Genomic DNA, 22979 nt, shown 5'->3' with positions numbered 1-22979 from the left:
ATTTCAGGAATTATTCAGCAATTCAAAGTGTTACAGCGTCTTTTGCGCGTCTGAAAAGATGCACTGTATTGTTTAGAGGAGGCTGCATGGCAGTCGATTTCAAATATATTGTCGTCGGCCGTGGGCTGATGGGGGCAGCGGCGGCGCGGCATCTGGCGCGGCAAGCGGATGGTGTCGCGGTGATCGGGCCGGACGAGCCTACCGACCGCAAGGCGCATCAGGGCGTCTTCGCCAGCCATTACGACGAGGGGCGCATTACCCGTACCATCGATCCCGACCGCAACTGGGCGCTGCTCGCCAACCGTTCGATCAGCCGTTATGGCGAGATCGCCCGCGACAGCGGCATCGATTTCTATCGCGAGGTCGGCTGCGTCGTCGTGGCGCCGACGGGCGGCGATTATATCGAGAAGACCCGGCGGGCTGCCGTTTCGCTCGGCGTCGAGGCCAGCCTGCTCGACGAGCAGGGGCTGAAGGCTGCCTTTCCCTTCTTCGCCTTTCCCGATGGGGGCACGGGCGTCTTCGAGGCGAGGGGGGCCGGCCACATCAGTCCGCGCAAGCTTGTGAAAGCCCAATCGCTGCTGGCGGAAAAGGCAGGCGCCACTGTCATCCGCGATCATGTCGTTTCGATCCGCAGCGAAGGTGGATCGGCTGTCGTTGAGACGGCCGGTGGCCTGACCTATCGCGTTGAAAAGGTGCTGCTGGCGGCAGGCGGATTTTCCATTGCGGAGAATCTGTTGCCACAGCCCGTTGCCATGACGGTTTATGCCCGGACCGTGACGCTTTTCGAGGTAAGCGATGCCGATGCGGCGCGCCTAGCCACGATGCCGTCACTCATTCTCAGGGCGCCCGGCATCGAAATCTACCTGCTGCCGCCGATCCGCTATCCCGACGGCAAATTCCACCTGAAGATCGGCGGCGATCCTGACGATCTGGCGCTCAACGGCGACACGGACATGCGCGCATGGTTCAAGACCGAGGGGCGCGATACGGTGCGCGCGCATCTCAAACGCATCGTTGAAGGTCTCTTGCCCGATATCGTGCCGCTTTCGATTTCAACGGCCGCCTGCGTCGTGTCGTTTACGGAAAGCGGCTATCCGATGATCGGCTATAGCTCATCGCCCGAGATCGCGGTGTTGACGGGCTGCGCCGGCACGTCGGCCAAGAGCTCGGACGAAATCGGCCGGCTTGGGGCCGAGCTGCTTTTGTCAGGCGGAATCGGCGAACAGGGCTACTCGACGGATTTCACACCGCAATTTCGCTAGAGCATTTCCGTTTTTCTCCGAATCACGGAAGTGCTCCCTGTTTTTATTCTTACGCAATTCCGGCAGCAAAACCGCTGCGCAGTTTTGCTGGAATTGCTCTAGGTGATATCATTTATTTCGATAGCAATTGCGATCTCTCTCGTTTATGGGAGCCCTGCCAGTTGGCTGGGCAGCCGCGCTTTACCAATGCCGAAAGGCGGTAGGGTGAGGAAAGTCCGGGCTCCACGGAAACACGGTGCCGGATAACGTCCGGCGAGGGCGACCTCAGGGAAAGTGCCACAGAAAGCAAACCGCCTGTCATGACAGGTAAGGGTGAAAGGGTGGGGTAAGAGCCCACCGCATGTCCGGCAACGGAAATGGCACGGTAAACCCCACCGGGAGCAAGACCGAATAGGGATGACGTGGCGGGCCGAAAGGCCTTCCGGCCGGTTTCCAGGCCAGTTATCCGGGTGGGTTGCGTGAGGCAGCGTGCGAACGCTGTCCCAGAGGAATGGCTGCCACGTTCCGGTTCACGCCGGAGCCATACAGAACCCGGCTTACAGGCCAACTGGCGATTAACTCTTGTGGCGCGACAAAACCCCGAATCCAGAGATCGTTTCGAGATAAGTCACTGGAATCGAACGCTTTCAAGCGGGCGCTGATGCACCCCTCCGGCGGAAATACTTTTTGCGGAAACGTGGTTGCGCGCCTCTTGCGAGAGAGTGATCCTAACCCTTTGTTAAACTTAACGGGTTATAAATTTTTGATCATGCGTCCACTGCAAAATGGCCGCATCCCATTGACGCCCATATGGTCCCATGCTATCCCAAATGCGCACTGCACCAGGGCAATCACCTGCCCATTCATCGCAAAGCAAAGGCGTCTTCCTCTCCGGAAGCGTCGGAGGGGTTTTTGCTCATCCGGCTTGCGAAGCTGTGCCTGATATCGGGAGTTTCGGGCGTCTTTTGGTCCGGATCCCTGCGGGAACGGATGTTTCGTGTCATGAGCCGCTTCCTTTCGAACGCGACCAACAGGATCGATGCCAAGGGCAGGGTTTCCGTGCCTTCGGCGTTCCGTTCCGTGCTGGCGCAGCGCAATGTTCAGGAGCTCTATTGCTTCCAGGACTTTGTGTTTCCGGCGATCAGCGTCGGCGGTCCGGATCTTCTCGAAAGATTCGAACGGCAGATTGCTGCGGAGGATCCGTTTTCGCCGGATGCGAACGAGATGTCGCTTCTCATTCATGGAGGCGGGGTCTTCATGAAGCTCGACGCCGAGGGGCGGCTGATGGTCACGGATTTCATTCGGGGCTTCACTGGCATCTCGGACGAAGTGACCTTCGTCGGTCGGGCGGATCATTTTCAGCTCTGGCAGCCGCAGGCTTTTGTGGCCGCACAGGCGCAAGCACGAGGGGAGCGCAAGCTGGCGGGCAAGCGTTCCTGAAAGAACGAGGGAACGGAATGGTGGCGAATCCTGGCGGAGGTTCAACTGATGCCGGTGGCGGACCGGTTCGTCACATTCCTGTTCTTCTCGACGAAGTCCTTGCGACACTGGCGCCCGCGCCCGGCAAGCTCATCCTCGATGGTACATTCGGTGCGGGCGGTTACAGTTCGGCCATCCTTGCCGCCGGCGCCGAGGTGATCGCGCTCGATCGCGACCCGACGGCGATTGCGGCTGGCCAAGCGATGGTCGCCGCCCATGGCGGTCGTTTCAAGCTTGTTCATTCGCAATTCTCGCATCTTGGCGATCATGCGCCGCAAGGCGGGCTCGACGGCGTCGTGCTTGATATCGGCGTCTCTTCCATGCAGATCGACGAGGCCGAGCGCGGCTTCTCCTTCCAGAAAAACGGTCCGCTCGATATGCGCATGTCGGCCGAAGGCGTTTCGGCCGCCGATGTCGTCAACCGCGCCAAGGTCGCTGATCTCATCCGCATCTTCCATTTTCTCGGTGAGGAAAGCCAAGCGCCGCGCATCGCTCATGCGATCGAGAAGCGCCGCGCCGAAAAGCCGTTCGAAACGACACGCGATCTCGCCGGTCTCATCGAGCTCGTCACGCCGCGCAAGATGAAGGACAAGATCCATCCGGCAACGCGCGTCTTTCAGGCATTGCGCATCTTCGTCAATGACGAGCTCGGCGAACTGGCGCAGGCGCTGTTTGCGGCGGAAACGTCGCTGAAGCCAGGCGGGCGGCTCGTCGTCGTCACCTTCCATTCGCTTGAAGACCGCATCGTCAAGAAATTCTTCTCCGACCGCGCCGGCAAGGCGTCGGGTTCGCGGCACCTGCCGGTCGCGCATGAGCGGGCAGCAACCTTTGCGGTCATCGGCAAGCCGATGGTTTCGGCAAGCGAGGCGGAGGCGGAGATCAATCCGCGCGCCCGCTCCGCCAAGCTGCGCGCCGGCCTGAGGACGAACGCTGCCGCCGAGGCCGCGGATATGTCGCTCTTCGGGTTTCCCAATCTTGCCAGCCTCGGAAAGCTTGGTGGTTGATATGCTGAAAACGTTCGATCTCGTGCTCATCGGTGTCATGACGGCCACTGCCGCCGTAACCTACACGATCAAGCACCGCGCCGAATTGAAGCTCGAGGAGGTTCGCCGCCTCGAAGCCGAGATCAAGCTCGAGAAGGACACGATCGACCTTCTCAAGGCCGACTGGGCGCTGCAATCGCAGCCGAACCGGCTGGAGCGACTGGTCAGAGCCTATAATGACGAATTGAAGCTGCAGCCGACGGAATCGACGGCGCTGGTGCATGCCAAGGAATTGCCGATGCTGAAATCCGAGGTTCCCGTGCCTGATGTGACGGAGGCCAAAGCCAGCGCCAAAGGCGCGACCGAGGCCAGCGCCAAGAGCGCGACCGTGGCCAGCGCCAAGAGCGCGCCAGACACCGCCAAGGGCGCGCAAGCCACCGCCAAGGCGCAGCCCATTCCAATGCCTGCGCCACGCGGTGAGGCAGAGGATGCAGATCAGATCGAAACCGGATCGGTGGAGGAATAATGTCGTTTCTTTCCCGCATTATGGTTTTGAAGAGCCAGGCGCATTTCTCCGCCGGCGTCTATAACCGCTTCGGTGGTCCTTCCCCCGCCGGCCTGGCGATCGAGGGATCGCGCAAGAAGAAATCAGGGCAGGCGAAAAGCCGCGTCGGCCTGCTGATCCTTGGTTTCATGGGTGTCTACGCCGTCATCGGCGGCCGTCTCGTCGAATATGCGATGAAGGACCAGGAGGTCGTCTCCAGCATCCTGCCGCCCGACCGGCTGATGGCCTCGCGCCCCGACATTCTCGATCGCAACGGCGAGGTGCTGGCGACCGACATCCGTACCGTCTCGCTGTTTGCCGAACCGAACAAGATCGTCGACGCCGACGAGGCGGTCGAGAAGCTTGCGACGGTGCTGCCCGAACTCGACGTCAAGGACACCTATAAGAAACTCTCGGTCAAGACCTCGCATTTCGCCTGGCTGCGCCGGCAGCTGACTCCGAAGCAGCAGAGCCAGATCCTGGCGCTCGGCATTCCCGGCATCGGCTTCCGGCCGGAGAAGCGCCGCTTCTATCCGGGTGGCTCGACCGCCGCGCATATCCTCGGTTACGTCAACATCGACAACCGCGGTGTCGCCGGCATGGAGAAATTTATCGACGACCAGGGGCTGGCCGATCTCGCCTCCGTCGGCATGACCAGCGACCAGCCGCTCGAGCCGGTGCGGCTATCGATCGACCTACGCGTGCAGAACATCGTGCGGGACGCGGTCGTCAACGCCGTCAACAACTTCCAGTCCAAGGGCGCGGGTGCTGCGGTCATCGACGTGCATACGGGAGAAGTGCTGGCGATGGCATCGGCGCCGGATTTCGATCCGAACGATCCGCAGGAAGGCGCCAAGGAGGGTTGGCTCAACCGGATGACCAACGGCACCTTCGAAATGGGCTCGACCTTCAAGACCTTTTCGCTGGCCATGGCGCTCGATAGCGGCAAGGTGAAGATGACCGACAGTTTCGATGCCAGCAAATCGATCTATATCGGCGGCTTCACCATCCACGATTTTCACGGGCAGCGCCGCTGGCTGACTGTTCCCGAGATTTTCCAATATTCTTCGAATATCGGCACGGCGCGCGTCATCGACATCGTCGGCATCGACGCGCAGAAGGACTATCTGACCAAGTTCGGCCTCTTGACGAAGATGCAGACCGAGCTGCCCGAAGTGAAGATGCCGAGCCAGCCGCGCGTCTGGAAGAAGATCAATTCGATCACGATTTCCTTCGGCCATGGCGTCTCGACGACGGCACTGCAGACAGGGGTGGCGGCTGCTGCTCTCGTTAATGGCGGCAAGCTGATCGAGCCGACATTCCTGCCGCGCACCCGCGAACAGGCCGATGAGATCGCCACACAGGTCATTAAGAAGACCACCAGCGACGAGATCCGCTATCTGCTCGACTTCAACGGCTACAAGGGTTCCGGGCGTGTCGCCCGCGTGCCGGGCTTTGGCGTCGGCAGCAAGACCGGCACGGCAGATAAGGTGGTGAACGGGCGCTATTCGGCAACCCTGAATTTCAATTCCTTCATCGCCGCATTCCCCATCAACGATCCCAGATATGCCGTGATCACCTTCTGCGACGAGCCGAAGACCGGCGAGAAAGCCTATGGCGGAACGATCTCCGCCGGCACCGCCGGTCCGATTGCCCGCGAGATCATCAGCCGCGCGGCCCCCATTCTCGGCATCGAGCCGAAATTCGGGGAGGGCGGATCGGCCTTGCTGGTGTCTTATTGAGTGTGAATGAATATCGAGGCCGATTCGCGAGGGGTGAACCGGCTTCAAGAGAGAAAAGTGCGTTCGATGAAATTGCGAGACCTGGCCGGAGATCAGTTTCCGGAACTTGAAGCACAGCTCGAAGGCCCGGCAGGCTTGCTTGATATCTCAGGCCTGTCTTCGGACAGCCGCAAGGTGGCGCCGGGCAATGCTTTCGTCGCGGTCGCCGGCACCAAGGCGGACGGTGCGGGCTTCATCGCGGATGCCGCCGGCCGCGGCGCTGCCGTCGCGATCGCCTCCCAAGCCGTCGCTGCTTCGATCCCGGTGCTTGCGGTCAAGGAGCCGCGCCGTTTCCTTTCCATCGCCGCCGCGCGTTTCCACGGCAGGCAGCCCGATACTATGGTCGCCGTCACCGGCACCGCGGGCAAAACCTCCGTCGCTTCTTTCACCCGGCAGATCTGGGCGCATGCCGGCCACGCGGCCGCGATGATCGGCACGACGGGCGTCGTCTCGCCGACGCGCAACGAATATGGCTCGCTGACGACGCCCGATCCTGTGTCGCTGCATGAGCTGCTGGCGGAACTTGCCGGAGAAGGCGTGACGCATGCCGCGATGGAGGCCTCCAGCCACGGCCTCGACCAGTGCCGGCTCGACGGCGTCAAGCTTGCGGCAGCCGCCTTCACCAATCTCGGCCGCGACCACATGGATTATCATCCCACGATCGAGGCCTATATGGCCGCCAAGATGCGGCTTTTCGATACGCTGTTGCCGAAGGGGTCGCCGGCGGTGATCTTCGCGGACGATCCGTGGTCGGCGCAGGCGATCAAGGCCGCGACCGATGCCGGTCACGACGTTCGTACCGTCGGGCGAAAGGGTAACTACCTCTCGTTGAAGCGCGTCGAGCACTTCCGCCACAAGCAGATGGCCGAGATCCATATCGGCGGCGAGATCTTCGAGGTGGACATTCCGCTGGCCGGCGACTTCCAGGTCGCCAACGCGCTGGTCGCGGCGGGGCTTGCCATGTCGACCGGCGTTGAGGCGAAGGTTGCGATGGCTGCGCTCGAGAAGCTCGTCGGCGCGTCCGGCCGTCTCGAACTCGTCGGCCACACGAAAGACGGCGCACTCGCTTATGTCGACTATGCCCACAAGCCGGATGCTCTGGAAAACGTGCTGGGCTCGGTCAGACCCTTCACCACCGGCCGCGTCATCGTCGTCTTCGGCTGCGGCGGCGACCGTGACCGCGGCAAGCGGCCGATCATGGGCGAAATCGCCTGCCGTCTTGCCGACGTCGTCATCGTCACCGACGATAATCCCCGTTCTGAGGAGCCGGCCTCGATCCGGGCGGAGATCATGGCGGCAGCGAGTTGCGCCTCGGAAATCGCCGATCGCGCCACGGCGATCCGCGAGGCGGTCAGTATGCTGAGATCCGGCGATACGCTGATCGTCGCCGGCAAGGGGCATGAGGAAGGGCAGACGATCGGCGACGTCACCCTGCCGTTCTCCGATCATGCGGAGGTGCGCAAGGCCTTGGAGGACCTGAAATCTTGAGCTGGCTCTGGACGACCGAAGACATGATCGCAGCGATGGCGGGGCGCCCCTTCGGCACTCTGCCCGAAGGCATCACCGGCATCTCCATCGACAGCCGCTCGATTGCCCCAGGCGAAGCCTTCTTCGCGATCAAGGGCGACCGTGTCGATGGTCACGATTACGCATCGATGGCGATGGCGAACGGCGCCTCCCTTCTCGTCGTCAGCGAGGCGAGGCTTCCCGCCATGGGCCGTCTGACGGTGCCGATGATCGTCGTGGAAGACGTGCTCGCGGCACTTGGCCGGCTCGGCCTTGCCTCGCGCGAGCGCTCTAAGGCCCAGATCATCGCGGTGACGGGATCTGTGGGAAAGACGACCACCAAGGAAATGCTGCGGCATGTGCTGTCGCCCTCCGGCAAGGTGCACGCCTCCGTCGCCTCCTTCAACAATCATTGGGGCGTGCCGCTGACGCTGGCACGCATGGCTGAGGATACGGATTACGGCGTCTTCGAAGTCGGAATGAACCATCCCGGCGAGATCCGGCCGCTGGTGGCGATGATTCGTCCCGATGTCGCCATCATCACGACGATCGCGCCGGCGCATCTCGGCAATTTCAAGAACATCAAGGAAATCGCCGCCGCCAAGGCCGAGATCTTCGAGGGGCTGGAACCCGGTGGGCATGTCGTGCTCAACCGCGACAACGACCAGTTCAATTTCCTCGACCGCACGGCGCAATCGCTCGGCATCGAGCATATCCATTCCTTCGGCCAGCATGCCAAGGCTGAATTCCGGCTCGCAGAATTCAATGGTTCCGACGAGAATTCGACGCTGTGGCTGACGATCGGCGGCGAGACGCTGGAAGTTGCGCTCGGCGCGCCGGGCCGCCATATCGCCGAGAATGCGCTCGCAGCGCTCGGCGTCGTCAGGATCGTCGGCGCCGATATGCAGAAGGCGATCGAAGCGCTTGCGACGCTGAAGCCGGAAAAGGGCAGGGGCAAGCGCCACCGGCTTTCGATCGGCGGCGGCAGCTTCACGCTGATCGACGAGAGCTACAATGCCAATCCGGCCTCGATGCGCGCGGCGATCGCGCTGCTGGCGGCCTCCGAGCCGACCGGCCGCGGACGCCGTATCGCCGTGCTCGGCGACATGCTGGAAATGGGCGACTATGCGCAGAAGGTCCATACCGACCTTGCCGTGCCGCTGCTTGCTGCCGGTATCGAACATGTCTGGTTGGCCGGAGCGGAGATGGCTGCGCTCAAGGAATCGTTGCCGGAAAGCGTCCATGTCGAATATCGCGAGAACACGAGCGAATTGACGGACTATGTATTGAACTCGGTCGCGCCAGGCGACGTGTTGATGGTGAAATCGTCTCTGGGCATCGGTTTCGGCAAGATCGTCGCCGCGCTCCTTGACAAGTTCCCGCCATTTGCCGACACGCAACGCGAATTTTGATCGGGTAAACAAGGGGCCCTGAATGCTGATCTGGCTTGTCGAACTGTCGGAATATTTCAAATTTCTGAATCTGTTCAGATATATTACCTTCCGCACGGGGGCCGCTCTCTTTACCTCAGCGCTGATCGTCTTCCTGTTCGGGCCGACGATCATCAATTCGCTGCGCATCCGGCAAGGCAAGGGCCAGCCGATCCGCGCCGACGGGCCGCAGACGCATTTCAAGAAGGCCGGCACGCCGACCATGGGCGGGCTGATGATCCTCGCCGGCATCGTCGGCGCATCGCTGCTCTGGGCCGATCTTTCCAACGTCTATGTCGTCGCGACGCTGCTGGTGACGCTGGGCTTCGGTGCGATTGGTTTCTACGACGATTATCTTAAGGTAACGAAGCAGAGCCATATGGGCTTTTCCGGCAAGGCGCGTCTCGGCATCGAATTCGTCATCGCCGGCATCGCCGTCTATTTCATGATGCGCACCGCCCTTGCCTCGGGGATTGCCGGCTCGACCTTCGGCTCCTCGATCGCCTTTCCCTTCTTCAAGGACTTCATGATCAATATCGGCATCATGTTCGTCGTCTTCGGCGGCTTCGTCATTGTCGGCGCCGGCAATGCCGTCAACCTGACCGACGGTCTCGACGGGCTTGCCATCGTGCCTGTGATGATCGCCGCCGCCTCCTTCGGCGTCATCGCCTATCTCGCCGGCAACGTGGTGTTTGCGAATTACCTGCAGATCAATTTCGTGCCCGGCACCGGCGAACTCGCCGTCGTGCTTGGCGCCGTCATCGGCGCTGGTCTCGGTTTTCTCTGGTTCAACGCGCCGCCGGCCGCCATCTTCATGGGCGACACGGGGTCGCTGGCACTCGGCGGCACGATCGGCACCGTCGCCGTCGCCACCAAGCACGAGATCGTCATGGCAATCATCGGCGGCCTCTTCGTCATCGAGACGCTGTCCGTCATAATCCAGGTCGGCTTCTTCAAGATGACTGGCCGGCGTGTCTTCCTGATGGCGCCGATCCATCATCACTTCGAGAAGAAGGGCTGGACCGAGAGCCAGGTGGTGATCCGCTTCTGGATCGTTGCCGTCGGCCTTGCGATGCTCGGCCTTTCGACGCTGAAGCTCCGGTGAGGCGGCGATGATCCCGGTCACGACGCTCAAGGACAGGAAGGTCGCGCTCTTCGGGCTCGGCGGCTCCGGCTTTGCCACCGCCCGGGCGCTGGTATCAGGTGGTGTCGAGGTGACCGCCTGGGACGACAATCCCGACAGTGTCGCCAAGGCCGCTGCCGAAGGCATCAGGACGGAAGACCTGCACAGCATCGACTGGAGCCAGCAGGCGCTGTTCGTGCTGTCGCCCGGCGTGCCGCTCACCCATCCGAAGCCGCACTGGACTGTCGATCTTGCCCGCGCGGCCGGCGTCGATATCGTCGGCGATGTCGAGCTCTTCGTACGCGAGCGCCGCGCCCATGCGCCGGATTGCCCTTTCATCGCCATAACCGGCACCAACGGCAAGTCGACCACGACGGCGCTGATCGCCCATATCTTGAAATCCGCCGGCTACGACACGCAGCTCGGCGGCAATATCGGTACGGCCGTGCTGACGCTCGATCCGCCGAAGGCCGAGCGTTATTACGTCGTCGAATGCTCCTCCTACCAGATCGATCTGGCGCCGACGCTGGACCCGTCGGCCGGCATCCTGCTCAACCTGACGCCCGATCATCTCGATCGTCACGGCACGATGCAGCATTATGCCGATGTCAAGGAACGGCTGGTCGCCGGTAGCGATGTTGCAATCGTCGGCATCGACGACAGCCATTCGGCGCTGATTGCCGACCGCGTCGAGCGGGCGGGCGTCAAGGTGGTCCGCATCTCGCGCCGCAACGTCGTGGCCGACGGGATTTATGCCGAGGGCACCAGGCTCATCAAAGCTGCCGGCGGCGCGATGCTGCCTTTCGTCGATCTCGACGGCATCCAGACGCTGCGCGGCAGCCACAATGCGCAGAACGCCGCCGCAGCCGTCGCTGCCTGCCTTGCCGTCGGCGTGTCGGCCGATGACATCCGCGCCGGCTTTGCCTCGTTCCCCGGCCTCAAGCACCGCATGCAGCCGGTCGGGCAGCGTGGCCGTGTCGTTTTCGTCAACGATTCCAAGGCGACCAATGCCGATGCCGCGGCGCCGGCCCTTTCGAGTTATGATCGCATCTACTGGATCGCCGGCGGCCTGCCGAAGGCTGGCGGCATCACGACGCTCGCTCCCTATTTTCCGCGCATCGCCAAGGCCTATCTGATCGGCGAGGCGGCGGCGGAATTCGCCGCGACGCTCGGCGAGGCTGTTCCTTACGAAATATCGGATACGCTGGAGCGCGCCGTCGCGCATGCGGCCGCCGATGCCGAACGCGACGAGAGCGCCGCTTCGGCCGTGATGTTATCCCCGGCTTGCGCAAGCTTCGACCAGTATAAGAATTTCGAAGTCAGGGGCGAAGCCTTCGTCGGCCACGTGGCAGCGCTTGACGGGATTGCGATGCTGATCGGTCCGGCAACAGGAGAGAAATGACATGGTAAGCCGCGCGGAACGTGGGCCTCTGGCCGATTGGTTCTGGACCATCGACCGCTTCTTCCTGGCGATGTTCATCTTTCTGATGGGCATCGGCTTTATGCTGTCATTTGCGGCATCTCCTGCGGTCGCCGAACGCATCGGGCTCGAGCCTTTCCACTTCGTCAAGCGCCATGCCGCCTTCATGATCCCCTCGATCGGCGTCATGCTCGGGCTGTCGTTCCTGACGCCGCGCCAGGTGCGGCGCACCGCGATCCTGATCCTGATCATCTCGGTCGCCATGATGGTGCTGGTGTTGTTCGTTGGCCAGGAGGTCAAGGGTGGCAGGCGTTGGATCTGGATCGCCGGCCTTTCCATCCAGCCGTCGGAATTCATGAAGCCCGCCTTCGTCGTCGTCTGCGCCTGGCTGTTTGCCGAACATGCGCGCCAGCCGGAGATCCCCGGCAATCTCTTTGCCATCATCCTGTTCGGCATCGTCGCAGCCCTTCTCATCGCGCAGCCGGACCTCGGCCAGACCATCCTGACCACGGCGGTCTGGGGCGGGATGTTCTTCATGGCCGGCATGCCATGGATCTGGATCATGCTGCTCGGCATCGGCGGCGCCGGGGGCCTGCTCAGCGCCTATTACGTCTTCCCGCACGTTGCGCTGCGCATAGACAAGTTCATGACCGGCGAGGGTGATACTTTCCAGATCGACACGGCGCGCGAGGCGATCATCCGCGGCAGCTGGTTCGGCCAGGGGCCGGGCGAGGGCATCGTCAAGCGCATCATCCCGGATGCGCATACCGACTTCATCTTCTCGGTCGCGGCCGAAGAGTTCGGCATCGTCTTTTGCATGGCGCTCGTCGCGTTGTTTACCGTGCTGGTGCTGCGTGGCCTCTCGCATGCCTATCGCGAGCGCAATGACTTCAACCGTTTCGCCGTCGCCGGCCTGGTGTTGCAGATGGGCATCCAGTCGATCATCAATATCGGCGTCAATCTCGAACTGCTGCCGGCGAAGGGTATGACGCTGCCGCTGATTTCCTATGGTGGCTCGTCCATGGTGGCGATCTGCGTCACCGCCGGCTTTATTCTGGCGCTGACGCGCCATCGACCGGAAAAACGCGCGCAGGACCGGAGTCTCTTCCGCGTCCCGCACGGCATGCCGGCGGAGTAGAAGACCATGAGCAAAGGCATCGTGCTGCTTGCCGCCGGGGGAACCGGCGGCCATGTGTTTCCGGCGGAGGCTTTGGCCTTCAAGCTGAAGGAGCGCGGCTATTCGGTGCATCTCGTCACGGACAGCCGGGCCGAACGTTATGCCGGCAAGTTCCCGGCCGAAGAGATCCATGTCGTACCCTCGGCGACGATCGGCTCGAAGAACCCGGTGGCAGTCGCCCGTTCGCTGTGGACACTCTGGAGCGGCATGCGGGCGGCAAAGAAGCTGATCCAGCGGCTGCGGCCCGTTATCGTCGTCGGTTTCGGCGGCTATCCCACCGTGCCGCCACTGCTTGCCGCCACCCGGCTCGGCGTGCCCTCGATGATCCACGAGCAGAATGCCGTGATGGGGCGCGCCAACAAGGCCTTGGCAACCCGCGTGCAGGCCATCGCTGGCGGGTTCTTGCCGGAGGGGGGCGCGGCCTTTCCAGACAAGACGGTGACGACGGGCAATCCGGTCCGCCCGGCGATCATCGCCGCGGCCGAGGTGCCTTACACGCCGTCGCATCCGGGCGAGGCCTTCAACCTCGTCGTCTTCGGCGGCAGCCAAGGCGCGCAATATTTCTCCAAGGCGCTGCCGACGGCGATCAGCCTGCTCGACGAGGCGCTTCGCGTGCGCCTGCGCATCACCCAGCAGGTGCGTCCCGAGGATATGGAAATGGTCAGCGGCTGCGTCGCCAAGCTGGAAATGGGGGCCGATATCGCTCCCTTCTTTACCGACATGGCCGAGAGGCTGGCGAGGGCGCATCTCGTCATCTGCCGTTCGGGCGCATCCACGGTTTCGGAAATCTCCGTCATAGGCCGGCCGGCCGTGCTCGTCCCTTACCCGCATGCTCTCGATCACGACCAGGCGGCGAATGCGGCGGCACTCGCTGCGACCGGCGGAGCGAAGGTGATCGCCCAGTTGGAGCTTTCGCCGGAGAAGATCGCGGCGATCCTGACGGCTGTCATGAACGATCCGGAAAAGCTTTCGCACATGGCGGCGGCGGCGAAACGCGCCGGGAAAACCGATGCCGCGAACTTGCTTGCCGACATGGTTGAGGCTATTGCCGCCAGACGGACAATTGCGGAATTCAAGAGGACACGCGCATGAAACTGCCGAAGACGATCGGCCTCGTCCATTTCATCGGCATCGGCGGCATCGGCATGAGCGGTATTGCCGAGGTGCTGCATAATCTCGGCCACAAGGTGCAGGGATCGGACCAGGCCGACAGCGCCAATGTCCAGCGCCTGCGCGACAAGGGCATCGAAGTGTTCGTCGGTCACCGGCCTGAAAACCTGGGTGAGGCCGAAGTCGTCGTCGTCTCTACGGCGATCAAGAAGAGCAATCCGGAGCTCATCGCCGCGCGCGAAAAGCTGCTGCCGGTGGTGCGCCGTGCCGAAATGCTGGCCGAACTGATGCGTTTCCGCAATGCGATCGCCATCGGCGGCACGCACGGCAAGACGACGACCACCTCGCTGGTCGCCACACTGCTCGAAGCCGGCGGGCTTGACCCGACCGTCATCAATGGGGGCATCATCAATGCCTACGGCACCAATGCTCGCATGGGCGAGGGCGAGTGGATGGTGGTCGAGGCCGATGAATCGGACGGCACCTTCCTGAAGCTTCCGGCCGATGTCGCCGTCATCACCAATATCGACCCGGAACATCTCGACCACTACGGCAATTTCGACGCTGTGCGCGCCGCCTTCCGGCAATTCGTCGAGAATGTGCCGTTCTACGGCTTCGGCGTCATGTGCCTCGACCATCCCGAGGTGCAGTCGCTGGTCGGCCGCATCGAGGACCGCAAGATCATCACCTATGGCGAAAACCCGCAGGCTGACGTGCGTTTCATGAATGTGCGCATCGACGGCACGCGCTCGATCTTTGACGTCGAAATCCGCCGCCGTCGCACCGGCCAGGTGATTGAGCTCAAGGGGCTGGTCATGCCGATGCCCGGACGGCATAATATCTCCAACGCAACGGCGGCGATCGCCGTTGCCAACCGGCTCGGCATATCGAGCGCCGATATCGCCAAGGGGCTTGCCTCCTTCGGTGGCGTCAAGCGTCGCTTCACGCTGACCGGCGAGTGGAACGGGGTCCAGATATTCGACGATTACGGCCATCATCCCGTCGAGATCAAAGCGGTGCTGCGCGCCGCCCGGGAATCTTGCAAGGGGCGTGTCATCGCCGTCCACCAGCCGCATCGCTTTAGCCGTCTTGCTAGCCTGTTCGAGGAATTCGCCGCCTGCTTCAACGATGCCGACAGCATCTTCCTGGCACCTGTCTATGCGGCGGGCGAAGATCCGATCGAGGGTATCGATTCCGTGTCGCTGGTCTCGCGCATCAAATCCGGCGGCCATCGCGACGCCCGCTTTCTAAGCTCGGCGGAGCTTCTGCCGCAGATGGTCGCGGAGGTTGCAAAGCCTGGCGATTTCGTGGTTCTGTTGGGGGCTGGGAGCATCACATCCTGGGCGGCGGCGCTGCCCAAGCAACTGGAAGGCCTATCGGGAAAGTCCGTATGAAACAGGTGAATGGGGAAAAGCTTCTCGCGTCTCTCGGAGACGGTGTAAAGGATATCCGCGGCCGTATCACGCCGGATGCCCCTATGGACCGTGTCACCTGGTTCAGGGCCGGTGGCCTGGCCGAGCTGATGTTCCAGCCGCATGACATCGACGATCTCGTCGCCTTCCTGAAGATATTGCCGGAAGAGGTGCCGCTGACGGTGGTCGGCGTCGGCTCCAACATCCTGGTACGCGACGGCGGCATTCCCGGCGTCGTGCTGCGCCTGTCGGCCAAGGGGTTCGGCTTCGTCGAGCTTGCCGGTGAAAACCGCATTCTCGCCGGCGCCATCTGCCCGGACAAACATGTCGCGGCGATGGCGATGGACAACGGCATCGGCGGCTTCCATTTCTTCTACGGCATTCCCGGCGGCATCGGCGGCGCGGCGCGCATGAATGCCGGCGCCAACGGCGTCGAGACGCGCGAGCGGCTGATCGAAGTCCATGCGGTCGACCGCAAGGGCGACAAGCATGTGCTTTCCAACGCCGAGATGGGTTATTCCTACCGGCATTCGACCGCATCGACAGATCTGATCTTCACCTCGGTGCTGTTCGAGGGCTATCCGGAAGAGCGCGCCCAGATCCGCGCCGAGATGGACGCCGTGCGCAACCATCGCGAGACGGTGCAGCCGGTGCGCGAAAAGACCGGCGGCTCTACCTTCAAGAACCCGGCCGGCCATTCGGCCTGGAAACTGGTCGACGAGGCAGGCTGCCGCGGCCTCGTCATCGGCGGAGCGCAGATGTCGTCGCTTCACTGCAACTTCATGATCAACATGGGGCAGGCAACCGGCTACGATCTCGAATATCTCGGCGAACAGGTGCGTCGCGAGGTCTTCGAAAAAGACGGCATCAAGCTTGAATGGGAAATCAAACGCCTCGGTGTCTTCATGCCCGGCCGAGAAGTGCGTCCGTTTCACGGCGTGACGAGCGAGTAGCGGTTACTTCACCGCAAGCTTCAGGCCCTCGCGCGGTGTGACGACGGGCGACCAGCCAAGCACGTCGCGGGCGTGGGATATATCGACCTGCAGGGAACCGCAAAGACGCTGGTAGACGGCGTCCTTTCCGGTGACGCGCGCACCCATCTGCAACAGCGCTGGGGGGAAGGGGAGCAGCATCGGCTTGACACCCAGCCCTGCGGCAATCCCTTCGATAAGCCCGGGAGTCGAAAGATCTTCTCCATCGCCCGCGAGAAAGGTCTGGCCGGCAGCACCCGGATGCTTCATCCCGGTGATGATCAGATCAACGAGATTTGGAAGGGCGACCAGGGTCCGGCGGTTCTTCAGCGACGCGAAGGGGAGTGGTATCTTCTTCCGGACAAGTCCGACGAGCAGGGCGAAGTTGCCCCTCGCACCGGGTCCATAGACGAGCGGCGGCCGAATGACGACGACTTCCATGCCTGTTCGAGCGGCGATTTCATGCAGCCCGATTTCAGTTTCCAGCTTCGAAATGCCATAGGGATCGATCGGCATTGGCGTATCGTCATGCCGGAAAGGCCGATCGTTCTCCTCGCCATTGACCTTGATGCTGCTGATGAAGACGAACCTTTTTACGCCCGCGCGGGCGGCCTGCTCGGCGAGGTTCAACGTGGCGGCGGTGTTGATCCGACGAAATTCCGCAAGCGGATCGGCTGCGCGGTCGTTCATGATGTGAACACGAGCGGCGAGATGGACGATGACATCAATGCCCTCGAGAACCGCTGTCCAATCGGTTTCGCTTGTTATCTCGATGGGGAAATGCCGCACTGATGTCGGGAAGCTGGCGGCTGCAGATCGCGTCGTCACCGCGAGCTCGGATATCCGCTCTCTATGCAGTCTTTCGACGAGAGGCCCACCGACAAAGCCGGCTGCGCCGGTAATGAGGCATCGCATGATCTTTTCCCGTTTTGCCGTGAGTGTTCCGGTTAACCGGAACTGCTCACGGCATCAATAAAAAAGCCGCGACGTTGGCAAGTCGCGGCTTGTTGTTTGCTTGCTGCTCGAGGCTCAGACTTCCTCGCGGCCCGACAGCCGGATGCAGACGAGCGAGATCACTGCCGAGGCGGCGAGATAGTAGCCGACATAGTCCAGGCTGTAATGGGTGGCGAGCCAGGTGGCGATATAAGGGGCGAGCGAAGCGCCGAAGATGCCGCCGAGGTTGAAGGTCATCGAGGCGCCGGTATAGCGCACCGTGGTCGGAAAGGGGGCGGCCAGGGCAGCGCCGATCGGGCCGTAGGTGAAGCCCATCAAGGCGAGGCCGATGATCGAGCACAGGAAAGCGCCGGTCAGACCGCTGGTCAACAGCGTCGCGTAGAAAAAGCCGAAGATGGCGATGGCAATCGTCGTCAGCGTCAGGATGGTGCGGCGCGAATAGAGGTCGGAGAGCCAGCCGGAGAGCGGGATCGTCAGGCCGAAGAACAGGACGCCGACAAGCTGGACGACCAGGAACTGCTCGCGGGAGTAACCGAGCCCACCCTTTTCCAGAGGTGTCGTACCCCAGGAGAGCGTGAAGACCGTCATCAGGTAGAACAGCACGAAGGTCGCCACAGCAATGAAGGTGCCGAGGATCAGGCTGCGCAGATGGTCGCGGAAGACGACCTCGATCGGTACGGCAACGCGCTCGTGCTTTTCGACGGCTTTGCGAAATTCCGGCGTCTCGGCGATCTTCAGACGGACATAGAGGCCGACGGCGACGAGGGCGAGGCTGGCGATGAAGGGAATGCGCCATCCGTAGTCGAGGAAATCCTCGTTGCTCATCGTTTCCGCCAGGATGAGAAAGAAGCCGGAGGAGAGGATGAAGCCGATCGGCGCGCCGAGCTGCGGGAACATGGCGTACCAGCTGCGCTTGCCGGGAGGAGCGTTTTCGGTGGCAAGCAGAACGGCGCCACCCCATTCGCCGCCGAGGCCGAGGCCCTGACCGAAACGGCAAAGGGCCAGCAACAGGGGTGCTGCGATGCCGATCGCATCATAGCCTGGCAGCATGCCGATCAGGACCGTCGAAAGCCCCATCGTCATCAGTGCGGCGACGAGCGTCGCCTTGCGGCCGATACGGTCGCCGAAATGACCGAAAACCACGGCGCCGATGGGGCGGGCGAAAAAGGCGATCGAGAAGGTGACGAGCGACTGCAGCGTTGCGGCGTTCGAATCGCTTGCCGGGAAGAAGAGATGCGGGAAGACGAGGACGGCTGCTGTCGCGTAGACGTAGAAGTCGAAGAATTCGATGGTGGTGCCGACAAGGCTGGCGATAAGGACGCGGGCCGGAGAATTGACTTGCGTGCTGTTCGAGGCAGGAGTCGGCGATGCGGAGATCGCGTCAGGCATTTTCATTCCAATCAGTATTTTTGTGAATCGCCGTGGGAGGCCGGCGGGTTTTAACGCTATTTCAGGTCTGTGAAAACGTCAAAACATGGAGTGTTTACAGGGGACGCTGCCCGCATGCGTTACCGGCTCGCGGTCCCCGGCGTCATCTCGAATCCTTGGGTTTTCCTGCCTTGCGCGAGGCTTGCCACGGTGACGCTCACATGCTTGACCGGAATCAAATTGTAACGGATTCATTGCTAACCCTCTGGTTGAGGGCGGAGGAAATATCCATGCAAAAGAGTCTTGTCGCCGAATTTCTCGGCACGTTCTGGCTGGTCTTCGGCGGATGCGGCAGTGCCGTGCTGGCCGCGGCCTATCCCGAGCTTGGAATCGGTTTTGTCGGCGTGGCCTTTGCGTTCGGTCTGACCGTGCTCACGATGGCCTATGCCGTGGGCGGCATTTCGGGCGGTCATTTCAATCCCGCCGTCTCGCTTGGCCTTACAGTTGCCGGACGGTTTCCGGCGGCGCGCCTCGTTCCCTATATCGTCGTGCAGGTTGTCGGCGCCATCGCCGCGGCGGCGCTGCTTTATCTCATCGCCAGCGGCAAGGCGGGTTTCGAACTCGGCGGCTTTGCCGCCAACGGATATGGCGAGCACTCTCCGGGTGGTTATTCACTGCTTTCGGCGCTGCTGATCGAAGTGCTGCTGACCATGTTCTTCCTGATCATCATCCTGGGTTCGACCAGCAGCCGGGTGCCTTCGGGCTTCGCGCCGCTTGCGATCGGCCTCGGCCTGACGCTGATCCATCTCGTTGCCATCCCCGTGACGAATACCTCGGTCAATCCAGCGCGTTCCACCGGCCAGGCGCTTTTCGTCGGCGGCTGGGCGCTGCAGCAGCTCTGGCTGTTCTGGATTGCGCCGCTTGCGGGTGGAGCGCTCGGCGGGCTCGTATGGAAATTCCTCGACGACGCCGACTGACTGCAAGATAGCGAGCTATCCCATTGAGCCCGCGCGGTTTTTCCGTGCGGGTTTTTCTGTTTTCGCGGATCGGCGGCGTCTTCGATCTGGCAATCCCGAAGAAGAGAAGGTTAAAAAATCAAGGGCGCGGCAATACGAAGTTAACGAAAGTAAACACTTCATTAACCATAATGATGCTCTAATGCACCCAGGTCGGACAAAGGCCTGAAACGACGCAGACAGCTTCGCGCAAGCGTCGATTTCGAAACTGGAAGTTATTTTTTGGGGGTGTTGATGAGTCGCAAGCATGTCGCTGTCCTGATGGGCGGATTTTCCTCGGAAAGGCCTGTCAGCCTTTCCTCGGGAAAGGCTTGCGCAGAAGCCCTCGAGGCAGAGGGCTTCGACGTGACGCGTATCGACGTGGCGCGCGACGTTTCCGAGAAGCTTGCTGCGCTGAAGCCCGATGTCGTCTTCAATGCGCTTCACGGCCCGTTCGGCGAGGACGGCACCATTCAGGGCATCCTCGAATATCTTGAAATCCCCTATACGCATTCGGGCGTGCTTGCCTCGGCGCTGGCGATGGACAAGGACAAGGCGAAGCTCGTTGCCGGCGCCGCCGGCATTCCGGTGGCCGAATCGCAGGTGGTCAACCGTTTCGCCTTTCCCGCGACGCATCCGATGAAGCCGCCCTATGTGGTGAAACCCGTCCGCGAAGGGTCGAGCTTCGGCGTCGTCATCGTCACCGAAGATCAGGCGCATCCGCCACAGATCGTCAGCTCGCCCGAATGGCGCTACGGCGAAGAGGTGATCGTCGAGCGCTATGTTTACGGTCGCGAACTCACCTGCGGTGTCATGGGTGAAACTCCGCTCGGTGTCACGGAAGTGGTGCCGCAGGGACACAATTTTTATGATTACGACTCCAAGTACGCGGCAGGCGGTTCAAAACACGTCATCCCCGCGAAAATTTCACCGAATATTTACCAAAAAATACAAACATTGTCCCTAAGGGCGCATCAGGCAATCGGTTGTCGCGGCGTCAGTCGGTCCGACTTTCGTTACGACGATCGTTTCTCCGAAGACGGCGAAATCATCTGGCTGGAAGTCAATACCCAGCCAGGTATGACCCCAACCTCGCTCGTGCCCGAAATGGCCGGTCATGCCGGCTATTCGTTTGGTCAGTTTCTCCGGTGGATGGTGGAGGACGCGTCTTGTTTGCGTTGACAGTCAAAAGGATAGGGCGCCCCAGCCATCATGCCGTGCTTCCGATCATGGAAGCCGAAGAGCGGTTCGTGCTGCCGCGTCCGCTGCGCCGGGTCACGCGCTTTCTGATCAGTCTCTGCAGCGGCCGCATTTACATTCCTGTTCATACCGGCACGGTCTCGGCGCTCGCTTTCTTGGGTGCGACGGGGCTTTACGGCATGTCGCTCGGCGGTCACACGGAAGCCGTCGCGCAGGCGACAACGACGGCCGCGGGTTTTGCGATCGAGGACGTGAAGGTCTCCGGCAATTCGGAAACCTCCGAAATCGAGATCCTGCAGTTGATCGGCCTTGACGGCACGACCTCGCTGGTCGCCCTCGACGTCGATGCCGCCCGCCGAAAGATCGCGCATCTTCCCTGGGTCGAAAATGTCGAGGTCCGCAAGATCTATCCGAAGACGATCGAGGTGAAGCTTAAAGAGCGCCAGGCCTATGCGATCTGGCAGCACGGGCAGGAGCTTTCCCTGATCGAGAAGAACGGCAGCGTCATTGCGCCGCTGCGGGACAACAAGTTTTCGGCGCTGCCGCTCGTCGTCGGCCGCGATGCCGAAACGGCGGCGGCTTCGCTCGACGATGCCTTCTCGAAATGGCCCGACGTGAAGGCCCGCGTGAAGGCCTATGTCTGGATATCCGGGCGTCGCTGGGACCTGCATATGGACAACGGCGTCGTCGTCAAGCTCCCGGAAGACGGTATCGACCAGGCACTGGCGACGCTTTCGAAGTTCGACAAGGAGCACCAGCTGCTGGAGCGGGACATTGCCGCAGTCGATCTCAGGCTGGCCGACAGAACCGCGATCCAGCTGACGCCGGAGGCGGCGGTCCGCAGGCAGACGGCAGTGACGGAGCGTACGAAAGAATTGAAGAAGGCGGGGCAGAATATATGAGCTTGTTCGGTTCATCCCATTTCGGATTGCCGCGCCTGAAGCCGCTTTCGTCGAAGCGGTCACATGTCGTTTCGGTGCTCGACATCGGTTCGACCAAGGTCGTCTGCATGATCGGCCGGCTGACGCCGCGCGAGGAAAGCCAGATCCTGCCGGGCCGCACGCACAATATCGAGATCATCGGCATCGGTCACCAGCGTTCCCGTGGCATCAAGACCGGCGTCATCGCCGATCTCGACGCGCTGGAAGGCGTCATCCGTCTCGCCGTCGACGCGGCCGAGCGCATGGCGGGGCTGACCGTCGAAAGCCTGATCGTCAACCTGACGGCTGGCCGCCTCGGCAGCGACATCTATACCGCGACGATCGATCTCGGTGGCCAGGAAGTCGAACTCAACGATCTGAAGAAGGTGCTGTCGGCCGCTTGCCAGCAGTCGCTGCGCCAGGACCGCTCGGTGCTGCATTCGCTGGCGACCGGCTTCTCGCTCGACGGCGAGCGCGGCATCCGCGATCCGCTGGCGATGTACGGCGATGCGCTCGGCGTCGACATGCATGTGGTGACGGCGGAGCGCTCGGCGCTGAAGAACCTCGAACTCAGCGTCAATCGTGCGCATCTGTCAGTCGAGGGCATCGTCGCGACGCCCTATGCATCGGGTCTTGCGGCTCTCGTCGACGATGAGGTCGAGCTCGGCTGCGCGGCGATCGACTTGGGCGGCGGCACGACGACGATCTCGGTCTTTGCCGAGGGCAAGCTCGTTCATACGGATGCCGTCGGCCTCGGCGGCCATCACGTCACCACCGACCTGGCGCGCGGTCTTTCGACCCGCATCGAGGATGCGGAGCGGCTGAAGGTCGTGCATGCCTCGGCCCTTTCGAATTCCTCCGACGAGCGCGAGTTGATCTCGATCCCGCCGATCGGCGAGGACGATCGCGACCAGCCGTCGCAGGTGCCGCGGGCGCTGGTTTCACGCATCGTCTCGGCCCGTATCGAAGAGACGATGGAACTGATCCGCGACCGTATCCAGCGCTCCGGCTTCAGCCCGATCGTCGGCAAGCGCGTCGTGCTGACCGGCGGAGCGAGCCAACTGACCGGCCTTGCCGATGTGGCGCGGCGCATCCTTGCCCGCAACGTCCGCATCGGCCGTCCGATGGGCGTCTCGGGGTTGCCGACGGCGGCCAAGGGTCCGGCCTTTTCGACGGCCGTCGGCCTGATGATCTATCCGCAGGTCGCGGACATGGAGACACATGCGTCACAGAGCGGTCTGCTCATGTCGCTTGGAGGAAATAACAGCCGCATCGCCCGTATGGGCCAGTGGCTGAAGGAAAGCTTCTGAAATTGCGTAATTGGCCGGCGTGGCGATGCGGCCAGAGAGAGAAGGAACAGGTACC

19 protein-coding genes and 1 other RNA gene are annotated in these 22979 nt (G+C 62.1%); 18 read left to right on the top strand and 2 right to left on the bottom strand.

Annotated features, from left to right (window positions below):
- Window positions 1-86 precede the first annotated feature (86 nt).
- The 14 genes from AC244Q_RS14940 (at window position 87) to murB (ending at window position 16159) form a co-directional block, all read left to right on the top strand.
- Entirely contained in the window at window positions 87-1262 is a 1176-nt protein-coding gene (locus AC244Q_RS14940; protein WP_113545215.1) for an NAD(P)/FAD-dependent oxidoreductase, read from the top strand.
- A 157-nt stretch (window positions 1263-1419) separates the two neighbouring features.
- Window positions 1420-1817: RNase P RNA component class A (gene rnpB, locus AC244Q_RS14935), an RNA gene on the top strand.
- Window positions 1818-2243: 426 nt separating this feature from the next.
- The gene (gene mraZ, locus AC244Q_RS14930) at window positions 2244-2681 is read left to right on the top strand and encodes a division/cell wall cluster transcriptional repressor MraZ (RefSeq protein WP_024320776.1); all 438 of its coding nucleotides are present in this window, start codon (window positions 2244-2246) and stop codon (window positions 2679-2681) included.
- A gap of 17 nt (window positions 2682-2698) precedes the next feature.
- Complete coding sequence (gene rsmH / locus AC244Q_RS14925) at window positions 2699-3724, top strand: 16S rRNA (cytosine(1402)-N(4))-methyltransferase RsmH (RefSeq protein WP_128407051.1); 1026 nt, start codon at window positions 2699-2701, stop codon at window positions 3722-3724.
- A 1-nt stretch (window position 3725) separates the two neighbouring features.
- The gene (ftsL, locus tag AC244Q_RS14920; RefSeq protein ID WP_026171053.1) at window positions 3726-4229 is read left to right on the top strand and encodes a cell division protein FtsL; all 504 of its coding nucleotides are present in this window, start codon (window positions 3726-3728) and stop codon (window positions 4227-4229) included.
- A complete protein-coding gene (locus AC244Q_RS14915; protein WP_128407050.1) occupies window positions 4229-5989 on the top strand; it encodes a peptidoglycan D,D-transpeptidase FtsI family protein in 1761 nt (586 codons plus the stop codon). Before ftsL ends, AC244Q_RS14915 begins: the two co-directional genes overlap by 1 nt.
- A gap of 6 nt (window positions 5990-5995) precedes the next feature.
- The gene (locus AC244Q_RS14910; protein ID WP_128407049.1) at window positions 5996-7516 is read left to right on the top strand and encodes a UDP-N-acetylmuramoyl-L-alanyl-D-glutamate--2,6-diaminopimelate ligase; all 1521 of its coding nucleotides are present in this window, start codon (window positions 5996-5998) and stop codon (window positions 7514-7516) included.
- Window positions 7513-8946, top strand: coding sequence for a UDP-N-acetylmuramoylalanyl-D-glutamyl-2,6-diaminopimelate--D-alanyl-D-alanine ligase (locus AC244Q_RS14905; RefSeq protein ID WP_128407048.1), 1434 nt, complete (start codon window positions 7513-7515; stop codon window positions 8944-8946). The genes AC244Q_RS14910 and AC244Q_RS14905 overlap by 4 nt, the downstream gene beginning before the upstream one ends.
- A gap of 22 nt (window positions 8947-8968) precedes the next feature.
- A complete protein-coding gene (mraY, locus tag AC244Q_RS14900) occupies window positions 8969-10069 on the top strand; it encodes a phospho-N-acetylmuramoyl-pentapeptide-transferase (RefSeq protein ID WP_003541415.1) in 1101 nt (366 codons plus the stop codon).
- 7 nt (window positions 10070-10076) lie between these two features.
- The gene (gene murD, locus AC244Q_RS14895) at window positions 10077-11489 is read left to right on the top strand and encodes a UDP-N-acetylmuramoyl-L-alanine--D-glutamate ligase (RefSeq protein WP_012758289.1); all 1413 of its coding nucleotides are present in this window, start codon (window positions 10077-10079) and stop codon (window positions 11487-11489) included.
- Window position 11490: 1 nt separating this feature from the next.
- Window positions 11491-12645 (top strand): putative lipid II flippase FtsW, encoded by a 1155-nt coding sequence (ftsW, locus tag AC244Q_RS14890; protein WP_012758288.1) that lies wholly within the window; start codon window positions 11491-11493, stop codon window positions 12643-12645.
- A gap of 6 nt (window positions 12646-12651) precedes the next feature.
- Window positions 12652-13776, top strand: a complete 1125-nt coding sequence (gene murG / locus AC244Q_RS14885; protein ID WP_128406797.1) for an undecaprenyldiphospho-muramoylpentapeptide beta-N-acetylglucosaminyltransferase — start codon at window positions 12652-12654, stop codon at window positions 13774-13776.
- The gene (murC, locus tag AC244Q_RS14880) at window positions 13773-15188 is read left to right on the top strand and encodes a UDP-N-acetylmuramate--L-alanine ligase (protein ID WP_113545210.1); all 1416 of its coding nucleotides are present in this window, start codon (window positions 13773-13775) and stop codon (window positions 15186-15188) included. The genes murG and murC overlap by 4 nt, the downstream gene beginning before the upstream one ends.
- Entirely contained in the window at window positions 15185-16159 is a 975-nt protein-coding gene (murB, locus tag AC244Q_RS14875) for a UDP-N-acetylmuramate dehydrogenase (RefSeq protein WP_027664258.1), read from the top strand. Before murC ends, murB begins: the two co-directional genes overlap by 4 nt.
- Window positions 16160-16162: 3 nt before the next feature.
- Here the strand turns inward: murB and AC244Q_RS14870 are convergent, their stop codons facing one another.
- Both AC244Q_RS14870 and AC244Q_RS14865 read right to left on the bottom strand, forming a co-directional pair.
- Window positions 16163-17092 carry a UDP-glucose 4-epimerase family protein gene (locus AC244Q_RS14870; protein ID WP_128406798.1) on the bottom strand — a complete coding sequence of 310 codons (930 nt, stop codon included), beginning with the start codon at window positions 17090-17092 and terminating at the stop codon, window positions 16163-16165.
- A 114-nt stretch (window positions 17093-17206) separates the two neighbouring features.
- Window positions 17207-18520 carry an MFS transporter gene (locus AC244Q_RS14865; protein WP_026157426.1) on the bottom strand — a complete coding sequence of 438 codons (1314 nt, stop codon included), beginning with the start codon at window positions 18518-18520 and terminating at the stop codon, window positions 17207-17209.
- Window positions 18521-18789: 269 nt separating this feature from the next.
- Between AC244Q_RS14865 and aqpZ the strand changes: the two genes are divergently transcribed.
- The 4 genes from aqpZ to ftsA all read left to right on the top strand — a co-directional run bounded on the left by aqpZ (window position 18790) and on the right by ftsA (window position 22924).
- Window positions 18790-19476, top strand: coding sequence for an aquaporin Z (aqpZ, locus tag AC244Q_RS14860; protein WP_012758282.1), 687 nt, complete (start codon window positions 18790-18792; stop codon window positions 19474-19476).
- A 273-nt stretch (window positions 19477-19749) separates the two neighbouring features.
- Complete coding sequence (locus tag AC244Q_RS14855) at window positions 19750-20676, top strand: D-alanine--D-alanine ligase (RefSeq protein WP_012758281.1); 927 nt, start codon at window positions 19750-19752, stop codon at window positions 20674-20676.
- A complete protein-coding gene (locus tag AC244Q_RS14850) occupies window positions 20664-21596 on the top strand; it encodes a cell division protein FtsQ/DivIB (RefSeq protein ID WP_012758280.1) in 933 nt (310 codons plus the stop codon). The genes AC244Q_RS14855 and AC244Q_RS14850 overlap by 13 nt, the downstream gene beginning before the upstream one ends.
- Complete coding sequence (gene ftsA / locus AC244Q_RS14845) at window positions 21593-22924, top strand: cell division protein FtsA (RefSeq protein WP_012758279.1); 1332 nt, start codon at window positions 21593-21595, stop codon at window positions 22922-22924. The genes AC244Q_RS14850 and ftsA overlap by 4 nt, the downstream gene beginning before the upstream one ends.
- Window positions 22925-22979 lie beyond the last annotated feature (55 nt).

The sequence above is a fragment of the Rhizobium sp. CB2179 genome (genome assembly GCF_057653455.1).
This window is presented reverse-complemented; position numbering and strand designations above follow the sequence as displayed.